The organism is Mesorhizobium sp. WSM3868 (assembly GCF_002294785.1).
Lineage (GTDB): Bacteria > Pseudomonadota > Alphaproteobacteria > Rhizobiales > Rhizobiaceae > Mesorhizobium.
Map to the genome: position 1 here is coordinate 1 of NZ_NSGB01000021.1, position 22,107 is coordinate 22,107.

Sequence of the window (22,107 nt, forward strand, 5' to 3'; positions counted from 1 at the left end):
GGACTTATGCGCGGGATCGTTAGAGGCTTCAGTCGCAAATCTGTTAGTTGCGAGTCCGCTCATATGGATGCAGGATCGCTGCTCCCCACCTTCAAGCGGTGGGGTGGCCCGACCCGTGATAATCCTGTGTCACCCAGATTAAGCGGGCCGGGCCGCAGAGGTTCCTGGGGGTGCACGATGCGTTCTCAGCCAAACAGTATTCTCGGACCCGACGACATGGCGATGCTTGAAAGAGTGCTCCAGAAGCTATTACCCGCAAGTGCCGACGCCGCCGAAAGGGAATGGGATGGGTAGCCTGTTGATCGCGGCCTTCCAGAACGGGCGACAGACGAGGCGGCGCTGGTTGCCACGATGGATAGGAAAGGCAAACCGTAAGCCGCGTCGGTAGGAGAGAAGAGCTAGCCCTTCTCTGCCTGGTCCGGTGCCCCGCCTTCGTGATGAACGATGGCGTCCAGTATGGCCTGATAGATGCTGCCGGTGTCTTCCTCGAGTTCAGTGCTGCTCATGCCAAGCGACTTCGCGTCGGCAAACAGTTCCTGGATGAACTCGGCGTCGACAGGACGTCCGCCCTGATCATGCCTGCCTGGTTGTTAGCGAGCCATTGATGCAGAAAGTTCGTGCCGCGCGTGCTCAATGGCGGCCCTTGAGGAATTTGCAGCGAATTCCAATCCGTGCCGATCAGCCGGATCAGCTCCCGCGCCTCCTCCTCGGATAGGCTCGTCTCTTTTGCCAACCGCACTGCCAAAAGGTGGATGTTCGGAGCGAGCCGGCGCCACCGACAGGGCGCCTGGAAGGGCCGGCTTGTTACTTGGAAAACTGTTTCAGGTAAGCGATGACGTTGGCTACGTCCTGATCGTTCTTGAGGCCGGGAAACGCCATCTTCGTCCCTTTGATCATCCCCCTGGGGTCATGAAGATACTTCGTCAGTGTGGGCTCATCCCATTTGATGCCGGATTTTCCGGCCTCGACCATGGCCGGGGAATAAGTGAAACCGGGATGCGTGCCCGCAGTGCGCCCGATGACGCCGTGCAGAGACGGGCCGACCTTGTTCTGGTCATGGTCTGCAATGTGGCAGACCTTGCACTTGGTGAAGACCTTCTCGCCTGCGGCCGCATCCTGCGCCCGCGATGGGCTTGCAAGGAAGATCGTGGCCGACGAAGCGATGAAAAGTGCGATTGCGCGCATGGCATTCCTCCCTGATCGATCGTCATCTGCGCCGGACGATCCGCACCACGCCAGCTGCGCTGGGGCGGCCTGCACGGTAGAGCGGAGTATCCGTGGTCCCACCAATGGAATTGCGGCATCTACATACCACAGCATCAAGCCGATGGGTAGAAACGCCAGTTGTGCGGCGCGTCCCGAGGAACGGACTCAGGCGACGCGCTTTGGTCCTTGATTTGACGCTCACGAAAACAACAAATTGCTATCGTCCACCGTGACGCTATCGTTAACGCCGTCCGGGGTTTTGGCTACCCTGTCCCGGACCACCTAGGCCCGGCGGCTTGTCACCACTTCCCCCCGAAGCAAGATGGCTAGCGGGCCGTCTGGGCGCTACTGAAGTTTCTTCGGAGAGGTGTCGGGCGAGTAGGTCAGCGTGATGCGCTTGCCACCGCAGGCCGCGCATTTCATCTTCGGCCGAAGATCCCACTCCATGGCGGGAGCAACAGGACCGAAGTGGTCGCGGAGCGCCGGTAGGTCGAGCTTCTGATGACGATGGCAGTCGAGGCAACCGGCCGTGACAGACATCCGCGCGTCGACAAGTTCCTGGAGTGTCCAGCCGTTATCCATCGGGGCGGGGGATCGTTCAGCCCCTCGCCACTAACGGCTTATGTCGGAAGGTGACTTGCTCGCTTGATGGAGTCTTGGCAGACGCTTGCGAGCCAACCGCCAACCCAGAGACGAGCTGCAGGTCATTTTTCAGCATTTGATATGCATGAGGCGGTTCCGGCCTAGCGCCCCTTGATATTCCGTGCCTCACAAAGAAGCGCGTCGACCTCGTAACCGATCCGGTCAATCAAGGCATTCGCTTCCGCTTCGCTGATGCCCGTTTCTCTAACGAGAAAGTGCACCCGAAATTTACGCTCTGCGCTATCACAATCTAGGCGCTCTTTTTTGCTATTTTTTTCCATAGGTGTTCGCCGCTGTCGAAATCGGTGCCCGCCGGCGGCATGGGGATGCCAGTTGGAGGGTAGGCGGGGCGACTCCAAGGCGCGCTCCTACCCAGGTGCGATAAACAAACGGTGTTGCCCGGCTTGCTGTGGTGGCGGAGTAGGTTCTCTTGCTTTTGGCAAGCCGGGCTGCGCCGGCCGTTGGGGTGATTGGGCTCCAACCGACGCGGCCACAGAGTGTCCGATTTGGCCACAGGCCTGCAACTACGACTGAGGTCCGATCCTCAATGGCATTGGCCCGGCTCAGAAGCTGACGTACACCCAGCAGGCGGAATTAGCCAGGCCCGCAGAAGAGCCCGCCACACCTCTCCGAGAGCGGGCTCTTTGCGTCGGGATCAACTCAAAGGGCCCAACCGGCAATCACTGCATTCCCGTGGCTGCGACTATGATCAGCCCCATCGCAGCCAAAATGATGACAGCGATCATAACGATCTCAAAGCTGCTTCCGCCATTGCTTATTTTTTTGCCGGTCATGGCCTCATGCTTTCCAGTCATAACCTGGCGCACCGCCTATAGGCGACAAGCCATCCGAGTTTCAAATTGAGACAACCCAGAAGTAGGACTGGCTGGCGCTTTGGGTAATCCTCACTACAACATTTGATGGAGCCGCCGGAAATGCGTCACTATCCTCGTGATAGCAGCTGGATAGATGCCCGTCATTCCCGCCTGCAATGACGGGCATCTTTTTGAATCTCGGGGCCGCTCGATATGTACGCCTTTTGAGGAACTACTTTCTTTGCATTCGGCAACTAGATTTATTTCTAGGAAGGAGTGCTAAGATGCCAAAAGAGCACACAAGCCCGACGCAAAATAACCCCGGTAAGCTTGTTTCCGAGGGCGAGGCGCGCCGGGATTTTTTGAAGAAGGCTGGACGCTTTGCTGCGGTGACGCCTCCGGCTATTACATTGCTGCTCGGCACGAGCTTGAGTTCCAGGGCGATTGCGAAGTCGGGAGGATCACGCCCGGGCAACGGCTGGGGCGACAAGAACCACATTCACCTCGGCTCATCCGGCTCGGGTCCCAAGCCAAAGATTTTCAAATCCGGCAACGGAAAGATTTTTAAAACCGGAGGATCGCGCGGCGATAGCTACGGCGGCGGAGCCCACGGGGGCTCGAGGGGTGGCGATCCCAACTAATGCTGGGGAGAAGTAGCCTCTCTCCCTGGGGCGTGGCGGCATGCCTCGCCATAGCGGCGCGATTCGCCTACGCGCTTACGATTTCTGAAGCTGCGCCGCCATCGGCGCAGTCGCCGGTTGCACGTTGCGAGTTCTTCCTGTTGATGTTGAAGTCGCGCGAAGGCCGAACGGCCTACAAGGCGGTCAGCGTGACCGAACAGGCCGATCCTCCGGAGGTGACAATCGCGTTTGAGATGCGCAACAAGGCGGCGCGTGCTCCTGTTCGCACGAACGGATCCTGTGAATTCGATCGAGATTGGCGCCATATCACCTCCTTTACCTTGGACGGCCGGCGCAGCCAGATCTTCTAGGCCTGCCCAGACTGCCGTGGCTGCCGAGTTCCGCTGGGCCTTTCCTGCCGCGTGGGACCAAGGTCCAATCCTTCAATTCAAAAGTCGCATCGACGAAACATATTGCGCGCTATGTCATTGGAGTCGGAACTGGCGAGTAATGTCCCTTCATCGTCAGTTAGGTTTTGTGACGATCACCCGCCGCGACCTGCGAAGCGGCGGGTGTTTCATTGCCGGGAGGAAGCGCGTGCAACTGGGCGAGATGATTGCCAACCTCTGCGCCGCCATCCTCCTGATGTGCCTTGTCGCCACTGTGTTCTTTCTGGCAGGAAAGCCTCTCTGGCCTGATCAAGAGGCAAAGATGGTGATCCTTCTGCCGCCGGACGCCATGACGACCGCGTCAGTCGCGAGGCCAACCCACCCGCGATTACCTGATCACATCGATGCCGGCTTAGTAGAGCCAAGGCCTGATTAGCGCCCCCTAGGAATAGCGCGCGGCCGCCGGTCCGATGAGACCTGATTCACTATTCGTTCATGATATTAGCGTACGCTGATAAGCAGGCATGGCAAGTACCGCGATCAGCCCGGTGATGGCGCGGATGGCACATGGCTATGGCCCCAGCGTTGATCCACCCTCAGCGCTGGGGCCTCGGCCCGTACCTTGTTCCGAGCTCAATTCTGATCTGCATGAGCTGAGTGCCATTCGGATCTCGGACCGTGCACACCGGGTCGCGGTATTGAGTTAGCGGTTGCCCCGCCACCATTTTCCGAACAATCTCGAGCGCCCTTTCCTTGGCCGACTCAGAGCCGGGAAGTAGGACACCGCGTGCATCGGGATAGACATCACCGGTGTCGGACACATCAAAGAAGAAATGAGGCATGGTGGGCTTACCTCGCATGTGCGGGAAAGGTCACTTAATCATTTCGTAAAACCTGGCCTGACAAGGCACTCGGAAGAAAGGGGGCGACCCGGCCTGCATGCAGGGGAGTCGGGGGACGACTTGAGCGGGACAGGCCGGGCCGCTTACCCCGTTACGAGCCGGGGCAGATGCACATTATGCGCCGCTTTCGCAGCGACTGACATTAATATTTTCTAAGGCTTAGCTAATAAGACCGCCGCAGATTATTTTGCCGGAGGCCAGCTACGCTCTCCGTCGCTTAGAAAACGCTCTCAGTAGGTCAGCTTCGTCGGTGGTGCCGTCATCAAAAGCTTGGAAGACTTCCCTAGCAAGATATTCCCGCTGTTCGCGATCCTTCTTGGCTAGGCGTCGCTCGTCGCAGAATCGTTTAAACACCCGCTGGAGCATGTCCAGATCAGCGGGCCCGTAAACGCCACTGCACGACAATGACATGACCGCCGCCCTCGGCGAGGCACCTGGCCATTGTCTCACAGAACGGTCCCTTTGTGGAACGGATTCAGGCCTCAGTGATTAAACAAAGGAGCGGTCGGTTCCTTGGAATGTAGCCGTCTCAGTGGCAACCTAAAAAAGCCCGTCGCTTACGCTCAATTAGCTGCGACGGGCTTTCCGTTGGAACCAGTTTCGGCCGTCGGCGTTGCAGGCCACTGGGGTTTTTCCAACTGGTTTTTCAATGTCGGAGCTTAAACAAGATCCTCGCGGGCGCGTGCAGGCACAGACCGAATTTAGCGTGCAGTTCCTTAGGCAGCAAACCGGCATTACCGAAGCCCAGGCGCGCGACCTTATCAAGATGCTCGGCAATGATCCGAATTCGCTGCTTCGCGAAGCCCGGATCTTAGCGAAGGAATAGGAAAAAGAGTCCGCAGAAGAGCCCGCCGCATCTCCTCCGCGAGCGGGCTCTTTGCGTCGGGACCGGCCCGACAGGCGCGCTCGGACCGTCTCCCGGGAGCTGCGCCCAGCCTGCCGTGGCTGCCGAGTTCCGCTGGGCTCTCCTGCCGCGTGAGACCAAGGTCCCATCGTTCAATTCAAAAGTCGCACGAAGTATCGCCCGCGTTTCCGTGAGACGCCGAAACGCTCTGCGAGAAGCTTATTCTTCCTCGTCGAGGCGGTGCAGGATCTCGCGATAGCGGCTGCACACGGCGGGATCCGCATAGTAGTCCACTTCCGTCTCAACGATCTCGTCAAGGCCTAGTCCGGGAAAGTGTGCCTTGACTCTTGCCAGGACGTCTCGCGCCTGCCTGACCTCGCCGAGTTCGGAATGGCACACGATAAGACGAATGAGCGACCACGGCGGTACACTCGCCATTTTCGCGTAGCAGGCCGTCGCCTCGCGATAGCGTCCAGCCGTCGTCAGGATGATGCCACGAAAATCGTCATACCATCCCACGGCGTATGGGTCGCGGCGCTGGGCTTCGTCTATTTCAACCAGCGCCTCATCCGGCCTGTCGGTGTAGTTCAGGTGGATCGCCCGGATACTGAGAATGAACGGATCGTTCGGATTGAGCGCCACCGCCCGGTCGAGACTGATTTCGGACTGCCTGAATTGGCGCAGGTAAAGAAGCGCAAAGCCGCTGGCGAGGTGCGCATAGGCTTCGTCCGGGTCGAGCTGCAATGCGGTTCCTGCGATCTGAAGTCCGGAATGCAGGTGACCGGGATTGGTGGAGATCCAATAGAACTTGATGGACTCCACGAAGCCGAGCATAGCGTGGGCGGCAGCAAACTGCGGATCGAGCTTGACCGCCTGGCGCAGAAAGGGCTCCGCTTCGAGCGCGGTTTCATAGACGGCCGCGAGCTGCAGCGCCCGCAAGTAGAACTCGTAGGCCGACATGTTGCTCGTCGGCCTGGCCCTGGCGCGCGATGCAATCGCGGTTCTGGCCTGTCGGGCCAGGCGGGCCGCAATCATATGGGTGACTTCATCCTGGATGGCGAAGATGTCGTCGAGTTCCCGGTCGTAGTGCTCGCCCCAGATATGAGCCATGGCGGACGCGTCGGTCAGTTGCACGGTGATCCGCACGCGGTTCTTCATCTTCCGCACGCTGCCTTCGACGACGTACTGGACGCCAAGGTTCTTTGCCACCTCGGCCAGATCATTCGCCTTGCCGCGGAACTGGAAGGAGGAGTTTCGCGCAATGACCAGGAACTCCTTGAACTTGCCCAGCTCAGCGATGATGTCCTCGGTGATTCCGTCGCTAAAATAGTCCTGCTCCGGGTCGCCGCTCATATTGTCGAAGGGGAGTATGGCGATGGAGGGCTTCGACGGTGCCGCAGTGTCTGCCGCAGCCACGAAAGGCCTGGGGCCAGTATATTTATAGCCGCGACCATGCACGGTTGCGATCATCTCGGCAGGCAAAAGCTTTCGAAGCGCCGAAATGTGGACCTGCAGCGTGTTCTCCTCAACAACCAGGCCGGGCCAGACCGTATCGAAAAGCTCGGTCTTGCCGATCACCTCGTCGGGTCTGTCCAGCAACATGGCGAGGATATCGAAGGAACGAGCCGAAAGCTCCACGGGCCCATTCGGTCCCAGCAGCCGCCGTTCGGCGCGTTTCAAACGATAGTCCCCAAACTCTAGGTCCATCGGCCAAGCCCCCTCCCTCGCGGACACGATAATCCAAGATGACCCTGAAGGCGAACTTCAGGGCTGTTCAGGACTCTTCAGGTCCCAGCCAAGGACCTGACCGGAAAGCGGTGTCATTCTCACCGTCAGAGGAGGACACCATGACCGATACCTCCACCACCGGCCGCATGATAAATCGACCCCTTGCCCTGCCGCGGCTGAGCTTTCCAAAGCTTGCAATCGGCGCATCGCTCAAGGCCATTTCGGTTCTGGTGGGCAATTCGGTCAAAATGAGCTACGTGGACCCCTACACCGGTATTGGCCGCCAACCGCAGATCGTCCCGAACGACGATCTCCAAGGCCGCGATCCCAGTTGGTGATCCGCAAGGTCTTGCCGGGCGGTCCGCCGCAACCTTCCGGGCGGCGCGGGACACTTGCCGCCGCCGCATTTGATCCTTGGCTTCAGATCCCATTCCATTGCAGGAGCGTGAGGCCCGAACCGATCGCGGAGCTGCGTCAGATCGAGCCGCTGATGCCGATGGCAATCCAGGCAGCCGCCGCTGACAGACATGCCCGCGTCGATCAGTTCCTGAAGCGTCCACCCGTTGCCCATACCCAGTTATGTAGGCTGGTAGTGTCTCAGTTTGAAATTTGAGGCGGCGAAAGCCGTTTCAGCCTTCCCCAAACTCCTATATGCTCAGCGCTGCTATGGATCACAGGAAAACGACCCTTGAGCGCGCATTCGAACTCGCCAAGTCTGGCGTTTACGCCAATTTTGGTGAGGTGCGTACAAAGATCAAAAACGAAGGCTACGACATTCGTCAGATGGTGGGTGGCTTGAGCCTTCGCAAGCAGATCAATCAAGTAATTCAAAGTGCGAGAGCGAATGCCAACTGTGGCGTTGGAATCTCAGAGGCAAGAGCCCGCTCGCCTGAGGGGGTCGAACGGGCTCCCGTGGGGGAGCGCCCCAGCGCGACGGGTGAACCTCGTGCCGGAGACACACGCCGCGACACTTAACCGGGACACTGGTAGGAATGTTCCCTGCTGCCCCGATGCGACCGAAGTCGCAGGAGCCGACGCTTTGGTCCCTACGCTGAAACAAAAGGCCAATTGCCTAGTTTGATCGATGCCGGCGAGCGTGTGTGTGTTCCCTATCGTCGGCGGCATGAGAGCTGTGGATAGATGCCCGCAATCCCGTTGCCTGGGGTGGCGGGCATCTGTTTGGACCTTCAAGGGCGCTCCCGAGTTCCGGACATCGTTGCGACATGTACGCCTTTGGGGAACTACTTTCTTTGCATGCCGCATCTAGGTGATTTCTAGGAAGGAGCACTGACATGCTAAATGAGAGCACAAGACCCACGGAAAAGAACCCCGAAAAGCTTGTTTCAGAGGGCGAGGCGCGCCGGGATTTTTTGAAAAAGGCAGGGCGCTTTGCCGCGGTGACCCCTCCAGCCATTACGATGCTGCTCGGCACAAGCTTGAACTCCAAGGCGATTGCGAAATCGGGAGGAACACGCCCGGGCAACGGATGGGGCGACAAGAACCATGTTCATTCCGGTCCTCCCGGCTCTAAATAACAGAGCGTCGCCCCGCGGCGGCAGAACGAACCGCGTGTCGAGTGACGTGCGCATGTGGCGCGAGGCTGGGAAACTTGCCGCATCGGGCGACTTTGAAGGGTGGCAGGCCATCGAACGGGAGCTTCGTAGCAAAGGTTTCCCGCGCGCCAAGCTACTGCTTGATAACGATCGGGTCCGCGACAAACTAGATGAACTCTGTAAGGGCGCACAGAAGAAACGTGCCGATGCCAACCGGGCCTAAAGGCCAAAAGCGCCCAGCCGGACGTGATCGGCAACGAGCCTACTCTCTCTATATTATGCAACCTTCTGCTCGCTGCATCATTTGATAGAACCGAAACGAGGCGGTAGGAGAGAGATGGGTGCCTGCCGTTTTGCCAGAAGTGATGGGAATCTGTCTGGATCTCGGAGCGTCTCGAGGGCTGGTGGTGCTGGCGAGGATGAGTCTGTTTCCCTTGAGCGTGGCGGCATGTCTGGCGATAGCAGCGCCATGCGTCTACGCCGTCACAATTTCCCAACCTGGGCCGCCACCGGTGCAGTCGCCGGCCGCTCGTTGCGAGTTCTTCCTGTTGACGCTGAAATCACGCGAACCCGGAATGGCCTATAAAGCCCTCAGCGCGATCGAAGAGGCCAATCCTCCGAAGGTGACAATCCGGTTTGAGGGGCGCAACAAGGCGCGTGCTCCTGTCCGCTCCAACGGATCCTGCGAATTCGATCGAGATTGGAGCCATATTACCTCCTTTACCTTGGACGGCCGGCGGAGCCAGATCTTCTAGATCTGCCAGGCGAGTGCCGCCAAAAAGTCACCCTCAACGCTGGGGATTTTCATCCTCGCCGCTCACCACTGGCTCGCCCGATTCAACCTTGATCCTCATGATCGGGTGCCCGCGTATATCGCGGATCGTGCAAAGCAAATCACGGCTATCGTCCTTCGGGTGGTGCGTTCCGACGATAAGTCTCGTTACGATCTCGAAGCCGCGGAGCTTGGCCGCCTCTTCGTCTGCGAGGGTAACGCCGCGCGCATCGTGGTAGACCTCTCCGCCATCGGAGACATCAAAGAAAAACTTGGGCATAACGGCCTATAGCCTCGCATTTGCGAGAAAGGTCCACTCACATTTCATACCGGTGGTAAAACGGGGCTTGCCGTAGAATGGCCCGAAAGCCCGCCGCACCTCCTCCGCGAGCGGGCTCTTTGCGTCGGGACCGACTCGACAGGGCGCGCTCAGAGCGTCTCCCGGGATGCGCCCAGGAACCGAACTTCAGCCGCCGAGGTGTTCCACGACAAACAAAAAGCCCGCCGACCGGAGCCGATGGGGCCGGGATTAGTTCATCCTGTTGGCAGGCGATGCTTACGGATCACCCGCCTTTGTTGATACCTTCAGAGCCAACAATTGCACCCAGGATCGCGTCGTAAGCACTTCCGATCTCGTCCTCGATCTCGTGCTCGGAAATGCCCGCTTCCCTGGCATCGGTGAACAGCTTAGCCGTCAACTCCGCGATCGAAATAATATCGGCACCAACGTTCCCGCGCATTACGTTGTCGGTCATCCACTTGCCGTAGAATTCTGCTCCACGTTCGCTCATCTTACCGCTGTTCTTTCAAGAAATGAGCCTCGCGAAGCAGCGGTTCCCAATCGATACCGAACCCCCGGATTAGATCCTGCGCTTGCTCCGTGGTAACGCCTGCTTCCTGGGCCAGGCGACCCGCCAGCAAGTCTCTGGCGGCCTCATCGCCCTCGGCCAAGCCGCCCTCGCGGTGCTGCATCGCCTCGAAGATAACTTCGAACACGCTGTCGACCTCTTCGTGGAACTCTTTGGGCCTGATGCCTTCACCCTTCGCAGCCGCCATCAGCTCATCGACAAGGTCGCTGATGGCAAGGGGATCATCAGTGATGACGTTTGGCAGATGTTCTGCCATCCACATGTCCAGGAACTCCACGGCTCGGGCGCTCATACTAAGTCAAGCTGGCCGGCTGCCTTAGGTTCCTTCCTCGAAATCCTGCAGCGTCGCATGGCGAAGCGTGTGCTCGCCGCGAAGGAACTTGACTCGGCCGGTGATGCCCGGTTTCACCCACTCCACTTCATCAGCGAAGGCGCTCGGCACACGCTGGGAAGGCTTTGCGGCCCTGGCCTCTTGGACACGCTTCCACAGCCGTTCCCTGAGGGCACTGGGCAGCGTTATAAACGCCGTGCCGGCATATCGGCCACCGCGCGCCATGATCGCCGCAGCGGGCTTCCCAGGCTCTCGCTTGATACCCAGCAGTTCGAAGTCGCCGATATCCCAACATTTGGTCTTCACCCAAGACTCAACCCTGCCGCTTCGGTATGGGCTCCCGCGTCGTTTCGACACCATGCCTTCCAAGCCCATCCTCTCGACGGCTTCGAAGAACGAGGCGCCACCGCCCTCAACATGGTCGCTGTATTGGATCATGTCCTTGGCTGGCTTGACCAGATTCCAGAGCTTCGCCTTGCGCTCGATCAGCGGCAACGAGCGCAGATCCTCGCCATCGATGTACAAGATGTCGAAGGCTACGAATGCTAGCTGCTCCGCGTTCCATGTCATGCGGGAGTGCATCCGCTGGAAGTTCGGCCGACCATCCGGCTCCGGCGCGATCATCTCGCCATCGATGATGAAGGACTCGGCGGGAAGCTTTTCAGCCGCGGCAACGATCGGCCAATACCGCTTCGACCAATCGTGCCCATTCCGAGAGAAGGCCCGCGCGCCGGCCCAGTCGAGAATCACTTGGGTGCGGTAGCCGTCGTATTTGATTTCGTGCACCCATTCGTCGCTGACCGGCGGCGTCTCGACCTGGATGGGCTCCAGCGGCTTGATGAACTTCAGCCGCTCTCTGGCGTTACGCATGCACACATACCCCAACGGCGATAAAAGCCGCGCAGCAGCCTTCCGGTTCCGGGTATTTTAGCGAAATTGTATGTAGTATCCGTTATTCGCGGTCTACCCCGCCAAGCTTCCTTCGCGGTGCTCCATCGCGAAGATCACTTCGAAGACGCTGTCGACTTCCTCGGTGATCTCGGCGGCCGGGATGCCTTCTCTCTCAGCCGCCTTCATCAGCTCGTCGGCCAGGTCGCTCACCGCGACCGGATCATCAGTCATCGCGTTCGGCAGGTGCTCTGCCATCCATCGGTCGACGAAGTTGATACCGCGTGTGCTCATTGAGCATGAATCGCGCAGACTCCACTATGTTCCCGACCCGGCCGCACGCACCGGCTAAAGAGGCGGTCACCCGATCTCCAATGTTGAGAACCGGGCTTGTTGATGTATGTTAATGGCAAAGATCTAGCGATCATGTTCCCCGTCTGTAGAGGGCCGGTGCCATGCTCGAAAACAATCCTCGCCCGTTTCAATCTTCCCACGACAAGCGCGTCCTCGATTCATCGAGAGACGCTATAACGCGTTCGAGGGAACTGCTGCTCAGGACAAAGCTTGCCACCAAACGCGCGGCGGGCATCCAAGCCCGCATCGAAGAGTTGAAGAAAATTCCTGGAGCACGGCAGGAAGTCAGGTCCAGGGTTCCCGACTAAGCGGCTTGATCCGAAGCCTTTGCGAGCAGCCGCGAAAGATGCAGTTCGTGAAGCTCTTGCATGCTTTCCAGAAGCGCAAAGAAATCGACGGCGTCGGCGGTCGGCAGTTCGTCACGCTCCAGTTGGGCTATGCGCTCGCGCTGCTGCGCGAGGTGATGTCTACCCAGCCGGACATGCCTTCGGACCATGCGGATATCGTCGGAAAGCGTCATTCGGGACAACGGCGGCGCGTTCGAGACGTTCCGCGACCCGCCGCTAAAGAGCGGGAACAAGGCGGCAACGGTGTGTGTCTCCTACTCAGGAGGACCAACATGGCAGACGACAAGAGCAAGCGTGACTTCCGCGACCGTGATCGGGTTTCGGCCGATGGATACTGGGAGGTGGAGTATTTCGCCCAGAAGGTCGGGCTCACCCCGCAGCAGGTGCGCGAGCTGATCAGGAAGCACGGCAATGACCGAGCAACGCTCGAGCGCGAGGCCAAAGCCGTAGGGCGGCGGTGACGCCATTGGGTCAATTCATCTCGCGCTTCATTCTCTGGGATGTGGCTTTGGATTTCCGCAGGCTTTTCCTCATCTAAGGGTTCGGGGTTCGCTACTGATGTGCCGCGAAAGTCCGAATTGTCGATCTCCGACCGCTCGGTCCTCGCCCCATTAGCCAAGCCCAGTCCGTCCCCAGGACGGCTTGTTTCCGGCAGCGGGACTCTCCAAGGACGGCATCCATCACGAGATTTCGATTAGCGAGCGAGACGCGCCTTCAGCGCGGCGTCACGCTCATTACCTGGTCAGTTGAAATCCTCCCGATCTTGCGGAGGCGGAGCGGGGCGGTGTAATCGCCTCCCCGACTTTTTTGAGGATTCGTGATGGCAATTCTTTTTCCTAATTCCGATGTGCTGCTCAGCGCCGCTGAGGTTCAAAAGCGCGTGAGGGACCGCAGAGAGTGGCAGGCCCAGATTGCCGTCTTGCAGAAGCAGGTGGTTGAAACGGAGGAGTGGCTCAACCATGTCGCCAAGGTGATTGGTCCTGAAAGAGCCAATCAACTGATAGGTGATGTTTTGCTGCCCACGCAGGTGAGCACATCAAATGAGGCGATCCTACCGTCTGAGCAGCATCCGCGGCGCTCCCCCATAGGAGACGAGATTAAGAGGTTTTTGAAGACCCAGACGAATGGCGCGACGCGTCGTCAGATTATCGGCCATCTCTTGCAAATCCAACAATTTCAAAAGGTGGTCGAGCGCAATAACACGAGCGTCGACAATGTGTTGTCTCGCTTGGTGAAGCGTGACGAGCTTCGAAAGATTGGGACCATCTATAATTCGCCTGAGGCATCACCAGATGAAAATAGCGGCTTCAAAGAGGCGACAGCTGTGCCATCGGAGTCGAGTGCGTCAAGTCCTAGCTCGCCAGCGGGCCATGATGGCGCTTCCACACCCACGGAGGTCAGCAACGCCCAGCATGCCTCTGGCGGCGGTCCGCTGACCTCGACCGCCTATGTCGGGCTTGACCCAGCTGCAGTCCCACCGGACGGTCCTCCAAACAACTCGCTCAATCCGGCCACCCCATCCGAAGCCCCGCCTAAAACTCAAACTCCGCGAATTGACTTCGGAGGCCCACGGGAACTTCCTCCTCCAACTAAGTCGCTGTTTCTGCCACCGGAATCTTGACCCAGCCGCAGCTTCACCGGAAGCTCAATCCAGCCACAGTATCTCGCCCCCGCGAAGACTGAGCACTGAGGAGCCAAGCGGGATGCTGGGAGCAGCTCACATTTCACCGAGGGTCTATCGACGTCAATCCAGAAAGTTCACCAGGTGGTATCCCCCCTCGGCGCAAGCTAGTCTAGAGCGCTTCCTTGGCGGCAAACGCTTCGACCCATGCCTGCACCGTTCATTCACCCGCTTCGAAGTCGGAGGGTTCTAGAGAGTGAGTTGGTCATGCGTGAGTGGGTGCGTGAGTGAGTGGGTGCGTGAGTGAGCGATTGGAAGTGATCGATTGAGAGAGCGAGTGCATGAGTTAGTGAGACACGAATGGCCGAAGACAGGGCTTGGGAGCCCATTCATTATCAAGCGGATTATCATGAGTAATCACTGGGCGATTATCATGATAACTAGGATGCGCACCGCATCATCCTCCGCTCCGCCGCACTGCGCTTAGGATGCTTCCGGCTCACCTGACTGGTATGGATTCCTGAGTCTCAGCAAGGGAGTTCGTTCCATTGGTGCCTTCTTTCTGGACATGGATCGACGAGAAAGCATCAGCCGCAGTACGCCAGCTCGTCCTGCCGTGCAGCCTGCAGCGAACTCCTATCCCTCCCCGTGACGATGATGATGGACAAGGACGGCAACCCGACCGAGCTGGAGATCGACGCCGTCACCCTCCTGGCCGGCGACCGCAATGTCGGCTGGTATGAGATCGACGTCAGGGAAGAATCCTGGGAGCGGCCCACATTTCACTGAGGCCACCATACTTTTTCTGACCCACCCCTCTTGCCAGACCCCCCTCCTGTAAGTTAGAGGGCTCCTGCCCTCTACGGCACGCCACAAGCCTACCTCTGCATTTCTCCCCCGTATTTTCTTTAGAAAGAAAATAATAAGAGAGAGATACGGACGGGCGCAGCTATGACTGAGTTCAGAGAACTCAGTGGTTCGAGCTGAGGGAACCCCACCAAACATAATCAACATAATATTATTTAGTTAATGTTATCTGGTAAATATTATCGCGGTATTTATAAAAGCCCTATATAAAAATCCCCGCTATATTTTTTCTGGTTCTTATTTAGATAATATTATATTTATTTTCTCTGGCTCATTATCTCCATAACGCTTCGCCGGGATCCCCCTCACCGCATTTCCCTGCGGTGCTCGCTGCGCTGCGCTCCTCGGGATGCTCCCGGGAGACCCGGCTACGCTTGGAGCTCTTCCCCACTGGCTCGGGGGAATGAGGCTTGTTCGACATCGAGGGCTCGGCTCGAAAGCACTCGCAGCAAGGCCGCTTGGACGAGAGTGATCATCGTCCTGCTCGCGAGAGTCCAACTGGCCTGTGCCTCGGCTCGAGCCCTCAGCTCGCTGCGTGCTCTCGTTGAAGTGATCGATGTCGAACTTGTCGCGAATAGCCATGGAGCTCCGCTCTGTTGGCCACGCGAGGGCCCCACAGGGATATGCTTGACGCTCTCAGTCTGCTGGCTCGCAAGCGGCTTCGGTGCGGAGGCTTCTTTCCATGGCTCCAGAAGAGGGAGGCTTCCCCCGCATTTAATCGCAGTACGAGATTTCTGATAGGTAGGTCCGACACCATATCACACCAGGGGTCCACACCCCTGGTTCGAACTACCCCCCGGGTGTCTCTGGTCACACAAACACACCCTCCCCCGGTCTTCTTTCTGGTTCCCTGCTTTGCTTCCGTTCCTTTTCCCTGGTTCCGGCGCTTCGCGCCCTTCGGGCGTCTTGGGATCAAGACGACCATGAGCCAAAGGAGGCGATGATCATAACTGCACGCATGTTCGCTGGTCGCCTCGAGGCAACCTCGACGAGACCACGAACCCTCACGACAAATAGACACAGGCGGCTATCTTGCCGCCGGTTTTCGAAACACTCGGGAGGCTAGATAGTCTCTCGCCCAACCCGAGAATTGCATCGATAGTGCAGCGTGTGAGGTCTGCGCACGCGGACATCGACGACTCACCGCCTTGAGCAACGTTTGTGAACGTTGTCGCCTATAGGTTAGAACTCAGCTTCCTGGTTCGATCGGCGCATCCGGGAAAGCTGTGCTGCCAGTTGCATAGCCTCCGACACCCGTCGGCTCGGGCCTTGCTTCTCAAATTGTTTGCAGCTCGTCCTATATCCGGAGATCCGCCTGCCTGAAGGCGAAAGCTTATTCGATACGAATTCGATCTGCTGGGCCTCGAGCACGAGCCAAACCAGCATCCGTTCTGAAGGCCGGGCCAGGTACAGGACGCATGTCGGCTCTGCCTTTTTTTAAACCTTGTGATGTCCCGATAGGTGCAAGCGATTAGCTCACCGGCCGCGCTTGGCTGTCGAGTATGTGGAGAATCTGCTCACAGGTCTCATGGACACTGTAGCCATCGGTGTAGAACGTTGCCGTCGCCAGCAGCGCATTTGATGGGTGCTCCAGGAATGGCCGGTTTAATGCGACAAAATCCGCCCTTTCGTCGTCCGGTACCTCAGCTCTAGCGCAAAGGATGTCCAGCGATCGCTCCATATCTGGCGAGGGCAGCAGGTAAACGACATGTGAAGCGCGCTTGACCGCGGTCTGGACGCGCGCCAGAAGCACGTCGTCCTCATAGACCGAGTGACCTGCGCCGAAGTCGATGATCGTATCCGGATAGTCGAGAAGCACCTGCTCCACCGCATACGCCTCGAACGGTTTCCAGTAGTCGAAACGTGCACGCCAGCCCATTGCCTTGACACGCCGCCGCTCTTCCCGCTGGTCATAACCGATCTGGTAATAGTATCCCCAGCGTACGAGATCGAGCGGGATATTGCGCAGTGACAAGCGGTCGGAGAGGCGCTCCGCAATCGTGGACTTGCCGGAGCACATCGGCCCTATCAGCACTAAACGTGTCATTCTAAACCAGCGTCCACCCGAGGATCGGCTTGTTGCGGTAAAATTGTCACCGGTTGCTTGCATTCGCAAGCCCACACCGTCGGCAACTCGTCGCCGCCGGGGCTGCCTTGCGACGACTTGGGTGGCGACGGTGCTTTCCATGCCAGGGATGTCGATTTCTTCTTCACAAGGCGTACACTCGCCCTGATGTCGGACCAGCCTGGGTGGTTCTTCGCGATCAGATCCAAGCTTACTTCCTGGCTCAGGACGAGGTAATCATCCGGCTTGGCGAGCCGTGCCGGCAACTGCATCGAGCAACTCGTGGCCGGCTTGCTCGACGGTCAACGCCTCCAGCCCTTGCGCCGAACTCGTGAGCATTTTTACGATCCAGTTTAAGTCACCTGCCCGCTCCATCTGGCTCTGCATAGCTTCGAATTGCGCTCAGAAATCCCGCGGCTGATGTGCCGGATTCTGCCGGCTCGCTAGAAGCCAAAGCACGCGTCAACACCTTGCGGTCGGATCCAACCCGCAAAGGCTGCTTGTCAGGCGCCTCACTGGCACCGTAGGAGCCATCCAGGGCTCAGGCACGAGATCCATGCGGACGGACGTACGCTCCTCTGAGAGCCCGTCTGCGGCGGCTTTGACATCACGCTTTCAGTCCTCGACCAGGTGTGTGGCGGAGAAGTTGGTTTCGCACCTGATCCGATGACCCAGACGCGCATCAAGCGGAGAACCATAGACCTCATAATCAGCACAAGCCGAAAAGCGAACCAGGAGCAAGGAGGAGATACTTCGCCCAAATCCCTCTGACCTGTCGGACCACATTTTATTGTGGGCCGGAAGAAACCGCCTTGTCAGATCATTGACACGCCGCTAAAAAATCCTCGATCCCTTCACCGCCCCCGCCTTTCCGCTTTCAAAACCAAAAATGTGCTCCTAACGTTACCAATTATTAGATTATTCAATAATCCGCCGGTCATTATCTAAATAATCCGCCGATATTTACTTGTAATAATTACATCGATAATCGGCGATTATAACTTTATTAACCCTCCTATCGTTATTCTAGATAATCATTCTATGCGTATCTTGATAATCATTTGATTATAACCTTCATAACTCTTCGAGTATTTACCTTCGGAATCTTCGATCGTAACCTTTATAATCCTCCGACCGTTATATAATACGCGAGATAATGCCGACGCGTTCGAAGTCGTTGGGAAGACGAGGGCGAGCCAGCTTCGCGCAGCGTCCCTAGCGAGCGCAGCGAGCCGGTAACGCGGGAGTGAGGCTGGCGAGCATTATGGAGATAATATTCAGAGGGATTTTGTAGATAATTCCTTCGTTGACTCCACCGGTTGCTCGGCTGGAATTTGACGTTCTGGGTTTCTCGACTCTATACCTCGCACCCGGCCCGAGAATGGCAATTCAGCTCCTGGTTCCATCCATCGATCATTGACCGCGGTTCCCGGTTTCCTTGGTTCGCTTGGTTCGTGCCATGCAGGTTGAGAAGAACTTCGACCCAACCTGGCTCGGCTCCTGCCGACACTGTCGGTTGGATATCTTTAAATTCCCATCCGACCTGTAAGCCAACCGGAATATTCATCGACCTAAACCCAGCCTAACGCCTATCGGATCTGACCTGCCCTCTCTCGAAAGTTGGGCCAAGTCGACTTTTTCATAGACCCTCCGTCCGCAGAATTGTCAGTGGCCTGTTGCAAACCTGGTCGCGGGCTTTCTTCCGACGCGCTCGAGAACGATACGAAGCACCCTGCCGGAAGGCTCCGGCGTGATGAGCAGCTGAAATTCCATTGCTTTCTTTGGCTTGGGATCGCCCAGGTCAGAGCAAAATCAGCAACTATCATCATCGGAGTCTACGCCGTGAGAATCCTCGAAAGTTCGCAATTCATTGAACCTCGTTCCCGCACCAGCCGTCCGCGGATCACATCCTGGTGCCTGCTTTTCGGTCGGCAACCGGCCGAACACTTGGTGGTCGACAAAGAAGGCGCCGAAAGTTCCCGAAACGCATCACTGTGGCCACCCTTTGACCCAATGAGTCGCCCAGAAAGTGGGCGGTCGGCTCTCCGACCGGACAACGGTCAAGCCAGCACTCGACGAGTTCTATGCCGCATCAGGATCTCGACCCGAGACTTCAGCAGCTCTCGAAAGCGGGCCTACAGTCTGCGGCGCAACCTGACGCCACGTCACCCAGCGGCAGGATATCAGCGGAAACGGACCAAGCTTCGTAGCAGCACTGCATTGCCCCTTCTGCATCTGTAGAAGTGACCGCATCGGGTTCCTAGCCACGCCGAAGGCGAAGATCCGGAAGGAGGTACAACCTCCCTGCTCCCCTTTTTTTGCTACACGACGGACTGTGGTCAGCAGCCGTCAGGCATCGTCGATTTGGAGGCTGGAAAGTTGAACTCTTTCCAACTTTCTAAATGATGTTGCGTCCCTTTCCGACGAAGTCGGCAAAAGGGAGCCTAAAAGGTAAGGAGCTGCGTGCACGTGGCGGCACGGGTACTTGGTCCCGATGATCGAAGGCCTGACCGACCCTTACGGGCATGCCATTGTCGGTCGGCTAAGTATCCGTGCAACCATGCCTCTTCTGCTTGGTCTAGGCGGTCTCATTACACCTAACCGAGATTGGTTCGCGTGAGGTGGACACCCGAACTTGTCATTGTGGCTAGTTTAAACGCCGAGCGGTCATAAAGGTTGATAAGCCGCCAAAACCGATCATTCACTGTCAATTTTCCAATGACCGAAATGGGGGCCGACCTTCACTCGTACTCGTGGGAAGGACGGCAAAGGGTCAAATCTGCCCGTTTAGCCACACGCCACCTGGGTCACGGATACGCCGCGCGCCGAATAAGGCTAAGCAGTTCGCTCCTTCGTTAAGGCGGCTCTTTACGGCGATGTGCCGGCGACACGAACGTGGCGTTTGCGCCAACAACCGAACAGAGTCAGAGAAGCTTGGAGGACGTCATCTGACTACGGAAAACTCTTCCTTTTCCCAGCCGGGAGCGCCGTAGACCGCCTCGTATTCGTCTTGGCGGCCCGGTGTTCTAAATGAATTGCGAAATATCGCCCCGCAGCCTGTCAGGTCCCTTGGAAAGGCCTTGCACAAAAAATCGCCTTGCACCCACGCAGTCCCGACGCGCGTCGTCTCGCCAACGATTTCGCGGACGGCCCCCTCGCTCGAGGTCGTGAGCTGCATGGGCCGAAAGTCAGGATATACCGTCTTTCCGCGGATCTCGTGTCCGAGTATGGAAGATCTTATTTCCGCACCGGTAAGCCGGTTCTTCGGATCCATGCCCCAGGAAAGCGGAAGATCGTGCATGCCTGCTCGGGTCAAGCCAACCAAAATGCGTTCAATATCGGCGGTGTTCTTGAACACCATGTAGTCTTGGGTAGCTAGCAGGTTTGGTTCGTCTCCAATTAACTTAGCAACAATCACCTTAAGCTGTTCCACAGCCGAGGCAGCCTTCTCGATGCGCCCCAGGTGCGCATATGCGGAAGCAAGGATCTGCAGAGCAAAGAGTTTGGTCAAGGTTCGGCCGATGCAAAGTCCATCGACTCGATCTCGCGAGCCGCATCCTCGAATTTTTCCTGGCCGAACGCGGCTAACCCGGCCTGATAGTGCCGGTAGTCCATGGACGAGTTCGGGTCGACGCGCGCGGCCGCATTGAGATAGGTCAGCGCGTCCTTCGGCCTGCCGTTGAAATTCAACGCATTGGCGAGCGAGAGATAGTTCTGAGAATCACTGGGATCGAGCGCTACCGACTTCAAGAGAACGGAGACCGCTTCGTCCGAGTTGCGCTCGCGGACCATCAGCTCCGCGACGAGTTGATAATAACCTGGCGAAGGATGCTTGGCCGCCGCCTCGAGCGCTTCGTACATCTTATTACGCGCCTCGTCATGCGAAAGACCCATCATCACGGCGCGGGTGAGGCCCGCCTCCCAATACAACAGGGCGAGCTTCGCATACGCAGCGCCAAAATTCGGGTCGAGTTGCACGGCGTGCTTCAGATTTTGCACCGCCGCGGCAAATGCATCTGCCGTCTTGTCGCGATTGGAAATGTCCAATGACCGCAGGTAAGCATCATAGGCGGCCGGATTGCTTGTCCCGCCAGTTCGGCCCGCCTGTGGTCCGTTGACGAGACGAAGCTCGAGCGCGCCTGCGATCCTGCCGACTACTTTGTCCTGCAGCGCGAACACGTCAGCCCACTGGCCATCGAAGCGCTCCGCCCAGAAGTGCCCACCGGTCGAGCAATCAATGAGCTGCGCGTTAATGCGCAAGTCGTCGCCGACGCGGCGAATCGATCCCTCAAGGAGGTACCGAACCCCCAACGCTGCAGCGATCTCCGCGGGGATCGTCTCCTTGCCTTTGTAAGCGGAAGCTGCGTTGCGCGAGATGACGAATAGGCCGGGTACACGCGCCAACTCAGTTGTCAGGTCCTCAGTGAACCCATTTGCAAGGTACTCCTGCTCCTTGTCATCGTTCAGGTTGTCGAATGGAAGCACAACAATGGAAGGTCGGGCGTCGACAGCTGCATCGGGCGCCGACTCGTCCGGCTGGGTAATTGGCTTCGAGATCCACCACCAACCGGACGCAAGACAGAGGGCGAATATCAAAGCTCCCGCAACCGCCGGGATGTGCCATGAGCGCGGTCGGCGGGGGGCGATGCCTTTGCCCGCCGCCCTCGAATCGGGCAGAACGGGCGGGAGAGCCAGCGTGACTTGGCCAATCACCGACTTCGTTTGATCTGCAGGTTTCGTCGCTGGCGCAGGCTTGGCTAGCGCCGGCTTGCCCACTTCCAGCGAATAGGCTCTGACCGGCTCCGCGATGTTCTTCAGTTGGGTGGGGCCGAGATCGGTGACGGCGACTTCCAGCCGCCCCTTCACCTGGCGGTAGGCGTCCTCAGACAGACAGATCGAGCCCGGCGCAGCGACGCCCTGCAAGCGCGCGGCGATGTTGACACCGTCGCCCATCAGGTCGCCGTCGCTCTCCTCGACGACATCGCCCACATGAATGCCGATCCGGAAAACGATGCGGCGATCCTCTGCCACGCCGGCGTTACGCTCGACCATGGCATTCTGGACTTCGATGGCGCAGCGCACTGCGTCGACGATGCTGCGGAACTCCACGATCGCGCCGTCGCCGGTGCGTTTGACGACGCGACCGTGATGGACTGCAATTGTCGGATCGATCAGGTCGCTTCGCAGGCTTCGCAGCCGTGCCAGGATGCGATCTTCGTCTGCGCCGGCGAGCCGGCTATAGCCGACCACATCCGAACAAAGGATCGCGGCCAGTTTTCGCGTCTCGCTCACAA

24 protein-coding genes are annotated in these 22,107 nt (G+C 58.2%); 11 read left to right on the forward strand and 13 right to left on the reverse strand.

Annotated elements, in window-relative coordinates; translation table 11 throughout:
- Nucleotides 1–804: 804 nt before the first annotated feature.
- The 3 genes from CK221_RS25585 to CK221_RS25595 all read right to left on the reverse strand — a co-directional run bounded on the left by CK221_RS25585 (nucleotide 805) and on the right by CK221_RS25595 (nucleotide 2,129).
- Nucleotides 805–1,185: a cytochrome c family protein gene (locus CK221_RS25585; RefSeq protein WP_095779725.1), complete on the reverse strand. Its 381-nt coding sequence runs from the start codon at nucleotides 1,183–1,185 to the stop codon at nucleotides 805–807.
- A 366-nt stretch (nucleotides 1,186–1,551) separates the two neighbouring features.
- Nucleotides 1,552–1,788, reverse strand: coding sequence for a hypothetical protein (locus tag CK221_RS25590; RefSeq protein ID WP_095779726.1), 237 nt, complete (start codon nucleotides 1,786–1,788; stop codon nucleotides 1,552–1,554).
- Between the two features lie 161 nt (nucleotides 1,789–1,949).
- The gene (locus CK221_RS25595; RefSeq protein WP_095779727.1) at nucleotides 1,950–2,129 is read right to left on the reverse strand and encodes a hypothetical protein; all 180 of its coding nucleotides are present in this window, start codon (nucleotides 2,127–2,129) and stop codon (nucleotides 1,950–1,952) included.
- An 818-nt stretch (nucleotides 2,130–2,947) separates the two neighbouring features.
- Here CK221_RS25595 and CK221_RS25605 point away from each other — a divergent pair.
- The 4 genes from CK221_RS25605 (at nucleotide 2,948) to CK221_RS30435 (ending at nucleotide 5,400) form a co-directional block, all read left to right on the forward strand.
- A complete protein-coding gene (locus CK221_RS25605; protein WP_095779788.1) occupies nucleotides 2,948–3,304 on the forward strand; it encodes a hypothetical protein in 357 nt (118 codons plus the stop codon).
- A gap of 143 nt (nucleotides 3,305–3,447) precedes the next feature.
- Nucleotides 3,448–3,654: a hypothetical protein gene (locus CK221_RS25610; protein ID WP_143749103.1), complete on the forward strand. Its 207-nt coding sequence runs from the start codon at nucleotides 3,448–3,450 to the stop codon at nucleotides 3,652–3,654.
- A gap of 139 nt (nucleotides 3,655–3,793) precedes the next feature.
- Nucleotides 3,794–4,108, forward strand: coding sequence for a polymerase (locus CK221_RS25615; RefSeq protein ID WP_245430746.1), 315 nt, complete (start codon nucleotides 3,794–3,796; stop codon nucleotides 4,106–4,108).
- A gap of 1,115 nt (nucleotides 4,109–5,223) precedes the next feature.
- On the forward strand, nucleotides 5,224–5,400 hold the full coding sequence (locus CK221_RS30435) for a hypothetical protein (RefSeq protein WP_176479178.1): 177 nt from the start codon (nucleotides 5,224–5,226) through the stop codon (nucleotides 5,398–5,400).
- Between the two features lie 237 nt (nucleotides 5,401–5,637).
- Here the strand turns inward: CK221_RS30435 and CK221_RS25630 are convergent, their stop codons facing one another.
- The gene (locus tag CK221_RS25630; protein WP_245430747.1) at nucleotides 5,638–7,152 is read right to left on the reverse strand and encodes a winged helix-turn-helix domain-containing protein; all 1,515 of its coding nucleotides are present in this window, start codon (nucleotides 7,150–7,152) and stop codon (nucleotides 5,638–5,640) included.
- Between the two features lie 113 nt (nucleotides 7,153–7,265).
- Here CK221_RS25630 and CK221_RS25635 point away from each other — a divergent pair, with 113 nt between their 5' ends.
- The 4 genes from CK221_RS25635 to CK221_RS29995 all read left to right on the forward strand — a co-directional run bounded on the left by CK221_RS25635 (nucleotide 7,266) and on the right by CK221_RS29995 (nucleotide 9,454).
- Nucleotides 7,266–7,484, forward strand: a complete 219-nt coding sequence (locus CK221_RS25635; RefSeq protein ID WP_095779733.1) for a hypothetical protein — start codon at nucleotides 7,266–7,268, stop codon at nucleotides 7,482–7,484.
- Between the two features lie 954 nt (nucleotides 7,485–8,438).
- Nucleotides 8,439–8,681, forward strand: a complete 243-nt coding sequence (locus tag CK221_RS25650) for a hypothetical protein (protein WP_095779736.1) — start codon at nucleotides 8,439–8,441, stop codon at nucleotides 8,679–8,681.
- Nucleotides 8,650–8,922, forward strand: coding sequence for a hypothetical protein (locus CK221_RS29990; RefSeq protein WP_143749104.1), 273 nt, complete (start codon nucleotides 8,650–8,652; stop codon nucleotides 8,920–8,922). The genes CK221_RS25650 and CK221_RS29990 overlap by 32 nt, the downstream gene beginning before the upstream one ends.
- Nucleotides 8,923–9,040: 118 nt before the next feature.
- Nucleotides 9,041–9,454: a hypothetical protein gene (locus CK221_RS29995; protein WP_143749105.1), complete on the forward strand. Its 414-nt coding sequence runs from the start codon at nucleotides 9,041–9,043 to the stop codon at nucleotides 9,452–9,454.
- A 33-nt stretch (nucleotides 9,455–9,487) separates the two neighbouring features.
- On the opposite strand, the gene CK221_RS25660 is transcribed toward CK221_RS29995, so the two are convergent.
- From CK221_RS25660 to CK221_RS25680, 5 genes are all read right to left on the reverse strand, one after another.
- Nucleotides 9,488–9,751 (reverse strand): hypothetical protein, encoded by a 264-nt coding sequence (locus CK221_RS25660; protein WP_095779738.1) that lies wholly within the window; start codon nucleotides 9,749–9,751, stop codon nucleotides 9,488–9,490.
- Between the two features lie 283 nt (nucleotides 9,752–10,034).
- Entirely contained in the window at nucleotides 10,035–10,262 is a 228-nt protein-coding gene (locus CK221_RS25665) for a DUF768 domain-containing protein (RefSeq protein ID WP_095779739.1), read from the reverse strand.
- A 1-nt stretch (nucleotide 10,263) separates the two neighbouring features.
- On the reverse strand, nucleotides 10,264–10,596 hold the full coding sequence (locus CK221_RS25670; RefSeq protein WP_245430748.1) for a hypothetical protein: 333 nt from the start codon (nucleotides 10,594–10,596) through the stop codon (nucleotides 10,264–10,266).
- A gap of 60 nt (nucleotides 10,597–10,656) precedes the next feature.
- The gene (locus tag CK221_RS25675) at nucleotides 10,657–11,541 is read right to left on the reverse strand and encodes an RNA ligase family protein (protein ID WP_095779741.1); all 885 of its coding nucleotides are present in this window, start codon (nucleotides 11,539–11,541) and stop codon (nucleotides 10,657–10,659) included.
- Between the two features lie 93 nt (nucleotides 11,542–11,634).
- Nucleotides 11,635–11,817 carry a hypothetical protein gene (locus CK221_RS25680; RefSeq protein WP_245430749.1) on the reverse strand — a complete coding sequence of 61 codons (183 nt, stop codon included), beginning with the start codon at nucleotides 11,815–11,817 and terminating at the stop codon, nucleotides 11,635–11,637.
- Between the two features lie 442 nt (nucleotides 11,818–12,259).
- On the opposite strand from CK221_RS25680, the gene CK221_RS31290 reads away from it, so the two are divergent.
- The 3 genes from CK221_RS31290 to CK221_RS31135 all read left to right on the forward strand — a co-directional run bounded on the left by CK221_RS31290 (nucleotide 12,260) and on the right by CK221_RS31135 (nucleotide 14,670).
- The gene (locus tag CK221_RS31290; RefSeq protein ID WP_348628448.1) at nucleotides 12,260–12,721 is read left to right on the forward strand and encodes a DUF3606 domain-containing protein; all 462 of its coding nucleotides are present in this window, start codon (nucleotides 12,260–12,262) and stop codon (nucleotides 12,719–12,721) included.
- A gap of 359 nt (nucleotides 12,722–13,080) precedes the next feature.
- Nucleotides 13,081–13,881, forward strand: a complete 801-nt coding sequence (locus CK221_RS25690; RefSeq protein WP_095779743.1) for a hypothetical protein — start codon at nucleotides 13,081–13,083, stop codon at nucleotides 13,879–13,881.
- Nucleotides 13,882–14,538: 657 nt separating this feature from the next.
- Nucleotides 14,539–14,670 carry a hypothetical protein gene (locus CK221_RS31135; protein ID WP_280952196.1) on the forward strand — a complete coding sequence of 44 codons (132 nt, stop codon included), beginning with the start codon at nucleotides 14,539–14,541 and terminating at the stop codon, nucleotides 14,668–14,670.
- A gap of 1,549 nt (nucleotides 14,671–16,219) precedes the next feature.
- Here the strand turns inward: CK221_RS31135 and CK221_RS25695 are convergent.
- From CK221_RS25695 to CK221_RS30910, 4 genes are all read right to left on the reverse strand, one after another.
- Complete coding sequence (locus tag CK221_RS25695) at nucleotides 16,220–16,795, reverse strand: shikimate kinase (protein WP_095779744.1); 576 nt, start codon at nucleotides 16,793–16,795, stop codon at nucleotides 16,220–16,222.
- A complete protein-coding gene (locus tag CK221_RS30000) occupies nucleotides 16,792–17,085 on the reverse strand; it encodes a hypothetical protein (RefSeq protein ID WP_143749106.1) in 294 nt (97 codons plus the stop codon). Before CK221_RS30000 ends, CK221_RS25695 begins: the two co-directional genes overlap by 4 nt.
- A gap of 2,672 nt (nucleotides 17,086–19,757) precedes the next feature.
- Nucleotides 19,758–20,324: a hypothetical protein gene (locus tag CK221_RS25705; RefSeq protein ID WP_095779746.1), complete on the reverse strand. Its 567-nt coding sequence runs from the start codon at nucleotides 20,322–20,324 to the stop codon at nucleotides 19,758–19,760.
- Complete coding sequence (locus CK221_RS30910) at nucleotides 20,321–22,105, reverse strand: adenylate/guanylate cyclase domain-containing protein (protein WP_245430750.1); 1,785 nt, start codon at nucleotides 22,103–22,105, stop codon at nucleotides 20,321–20,323. The genes CK221_RS25705 and CK221_RS30910 overlap by 4 nt, the downstream gene beginning before the upstream one ends.
- Between the last annotated feature and the right edge of the window lie 2 nt (nucleotides 22,106–22,107).

What these genes read in the sequence shown, in the direction of transcription:
- CK221_RS25585 (WP_095779725.1), bottom strand. Translation starts at nt 1,185, where the DNA reads ATGCGCGCAATCGCACTTTTCATCGCTTCGTCGGCCACGATCTTCCTT.
- CK221_RS25590 (WP_095779726.1), bottom strand. Translation starts at nt 1,788, where the DNA reads ATGGATAACGGCTGGACACTCCAGGAACTTGTCGACGCGCGGATGTCT.
- CK221_RS25595 (WP_095779727.1), bottom strand. Translation starts at nt 2,129, where the DNA reads ATGGAAAAAAATAGCAAAAAAGAGCGCCTAGATTGTGATAGCGCAGAG.
- CK221_RS25605 (WP_095779788.1), top strand. Translation starts at nt 2,948, where the DNA reads ATGCCAAAAGAGCACACAAGCCCGACGCAAAATAACCCCGGTAAGCTT.
- CK221_RS25610 (WP_143749103.1), top strand. Translation starts at nt 3,448, where the DNA reads ATGTTGAAGTCGCGCGAAGGCCGAACGGCCTACAAGGCGGTCAGCGTG.
- CK221_RS25615 (WP_245430746.1), top strand. Translation starts at nt 3,794, where the DNA reads ATGTCCCTTCATCGTCAGTTAGGTTTTGTGACGATCACCCGCCGCGAC.
- CK221_RS30435 (WP_176479178.1), top strand. Translation starts at nt 5,224, where the DNA reads ATGTCGGAGCTTAAACAAGATCCTCGCGGGCGCGTGCAGGCACAGACC.
- CK221_RS25635 (WP_095779733.1), top strand. Translation starts at nt 7,266, where the DNA reads ATGACCGATACCTCCACCACCGGCCGCATGATAAATCGACCCCTTGCC.
- CK221_RS25650 (WP_095779736.1), top strand. Translation starts at nt 8,439, where the DNA reads ATGCTAAATGAGAGCACAAGACCCACGGAAAAGAACCCCGAAAAGCTT.
- CK221_RS29990 (WP_143749104.1), top strand. Translation starts at nt 8,650, where the DNA reads ATGTTCATTCCGGTCCTCCCGGCTCTAAATAACAGAGCGTCGCCCCGC.
- CK221_RS25660 (WP_095779738.1), bottom strand. Translation starts at nt 9,751, where the DNA reads ATGCCCAAGTTTTTCTTTGATGTCTCCGATGGCGGAGAGGTCTACCAC.
- CK221_RS25665 (WP_095779739.1), bottom strand. Translation starts at nt 10,262, where the DNA reads ATGAGCGAACGTGGAGCAGAATTCTACGGCAAGTGGATGACCGACAAC.
- CK221_RS25670 (WP_245430748.1), bottom strand. Translation starts at nt 10,596, where the DNA reads ATGGCAGAACATCTGCCAAACGTCATCACTGATGATCCCCTTGCCATC.
- CK221_RS25675 (WP_095779741.1), bottom strand. Translation starts at nt 11,541, where the DNA reads ATGCGTAACGCCAGAGAGCGGCTGAAGTTCATCAAGCCGCTGGAGCCC.
- CK221_RS25680 (WP_245430749.1), bottom strand. Translation starts at nt 11,817, where the DNA reads ATGGCAGAGCACCTGCCGAACGCGATGACTGATGATCCGGTCGCGGTG.
- CK221_RS31290 (WP_348628448.1), top strand. Translation starts at nt 12,260, where the DNA reads ATGCAGTTCGTGAAGCTCTTGCATGCTTTCCAGAAGCGCAAAGAAATC.
- CK221_RS25690 (WP_095779743.1), top strand. Translation starts at nt 13,081, where the DNA reads ATGGCAATTCTTTTTCCTAATTCCGATGTGCTGCTCAGCGCCGCTGAG.
- CK221_RS31135 (WP_280952196.1), top strand. Translation starts at nt 14,539, where the DNA reads ATGATGGACAAGGACGGCAACCCGACCGAGCTGGAGATCGACGCCGTC.
- CK221_RS25695 (WP_095779744.1), bottom strand. Translation starts at nt 16,795, where the DNA reads ATGACACGTTTAGTGCTGATAGGGCCGATGTGCTCCGGCAAGTCCACG.
- CK221_RS30000 (WP_143749106.1), bottom strand. Translation starts at nt 17,085, where the DNA reads ATGCAGTTGCCGGCACGGCTCGCCAAGCCGGATGATTACCTCGTCCTG.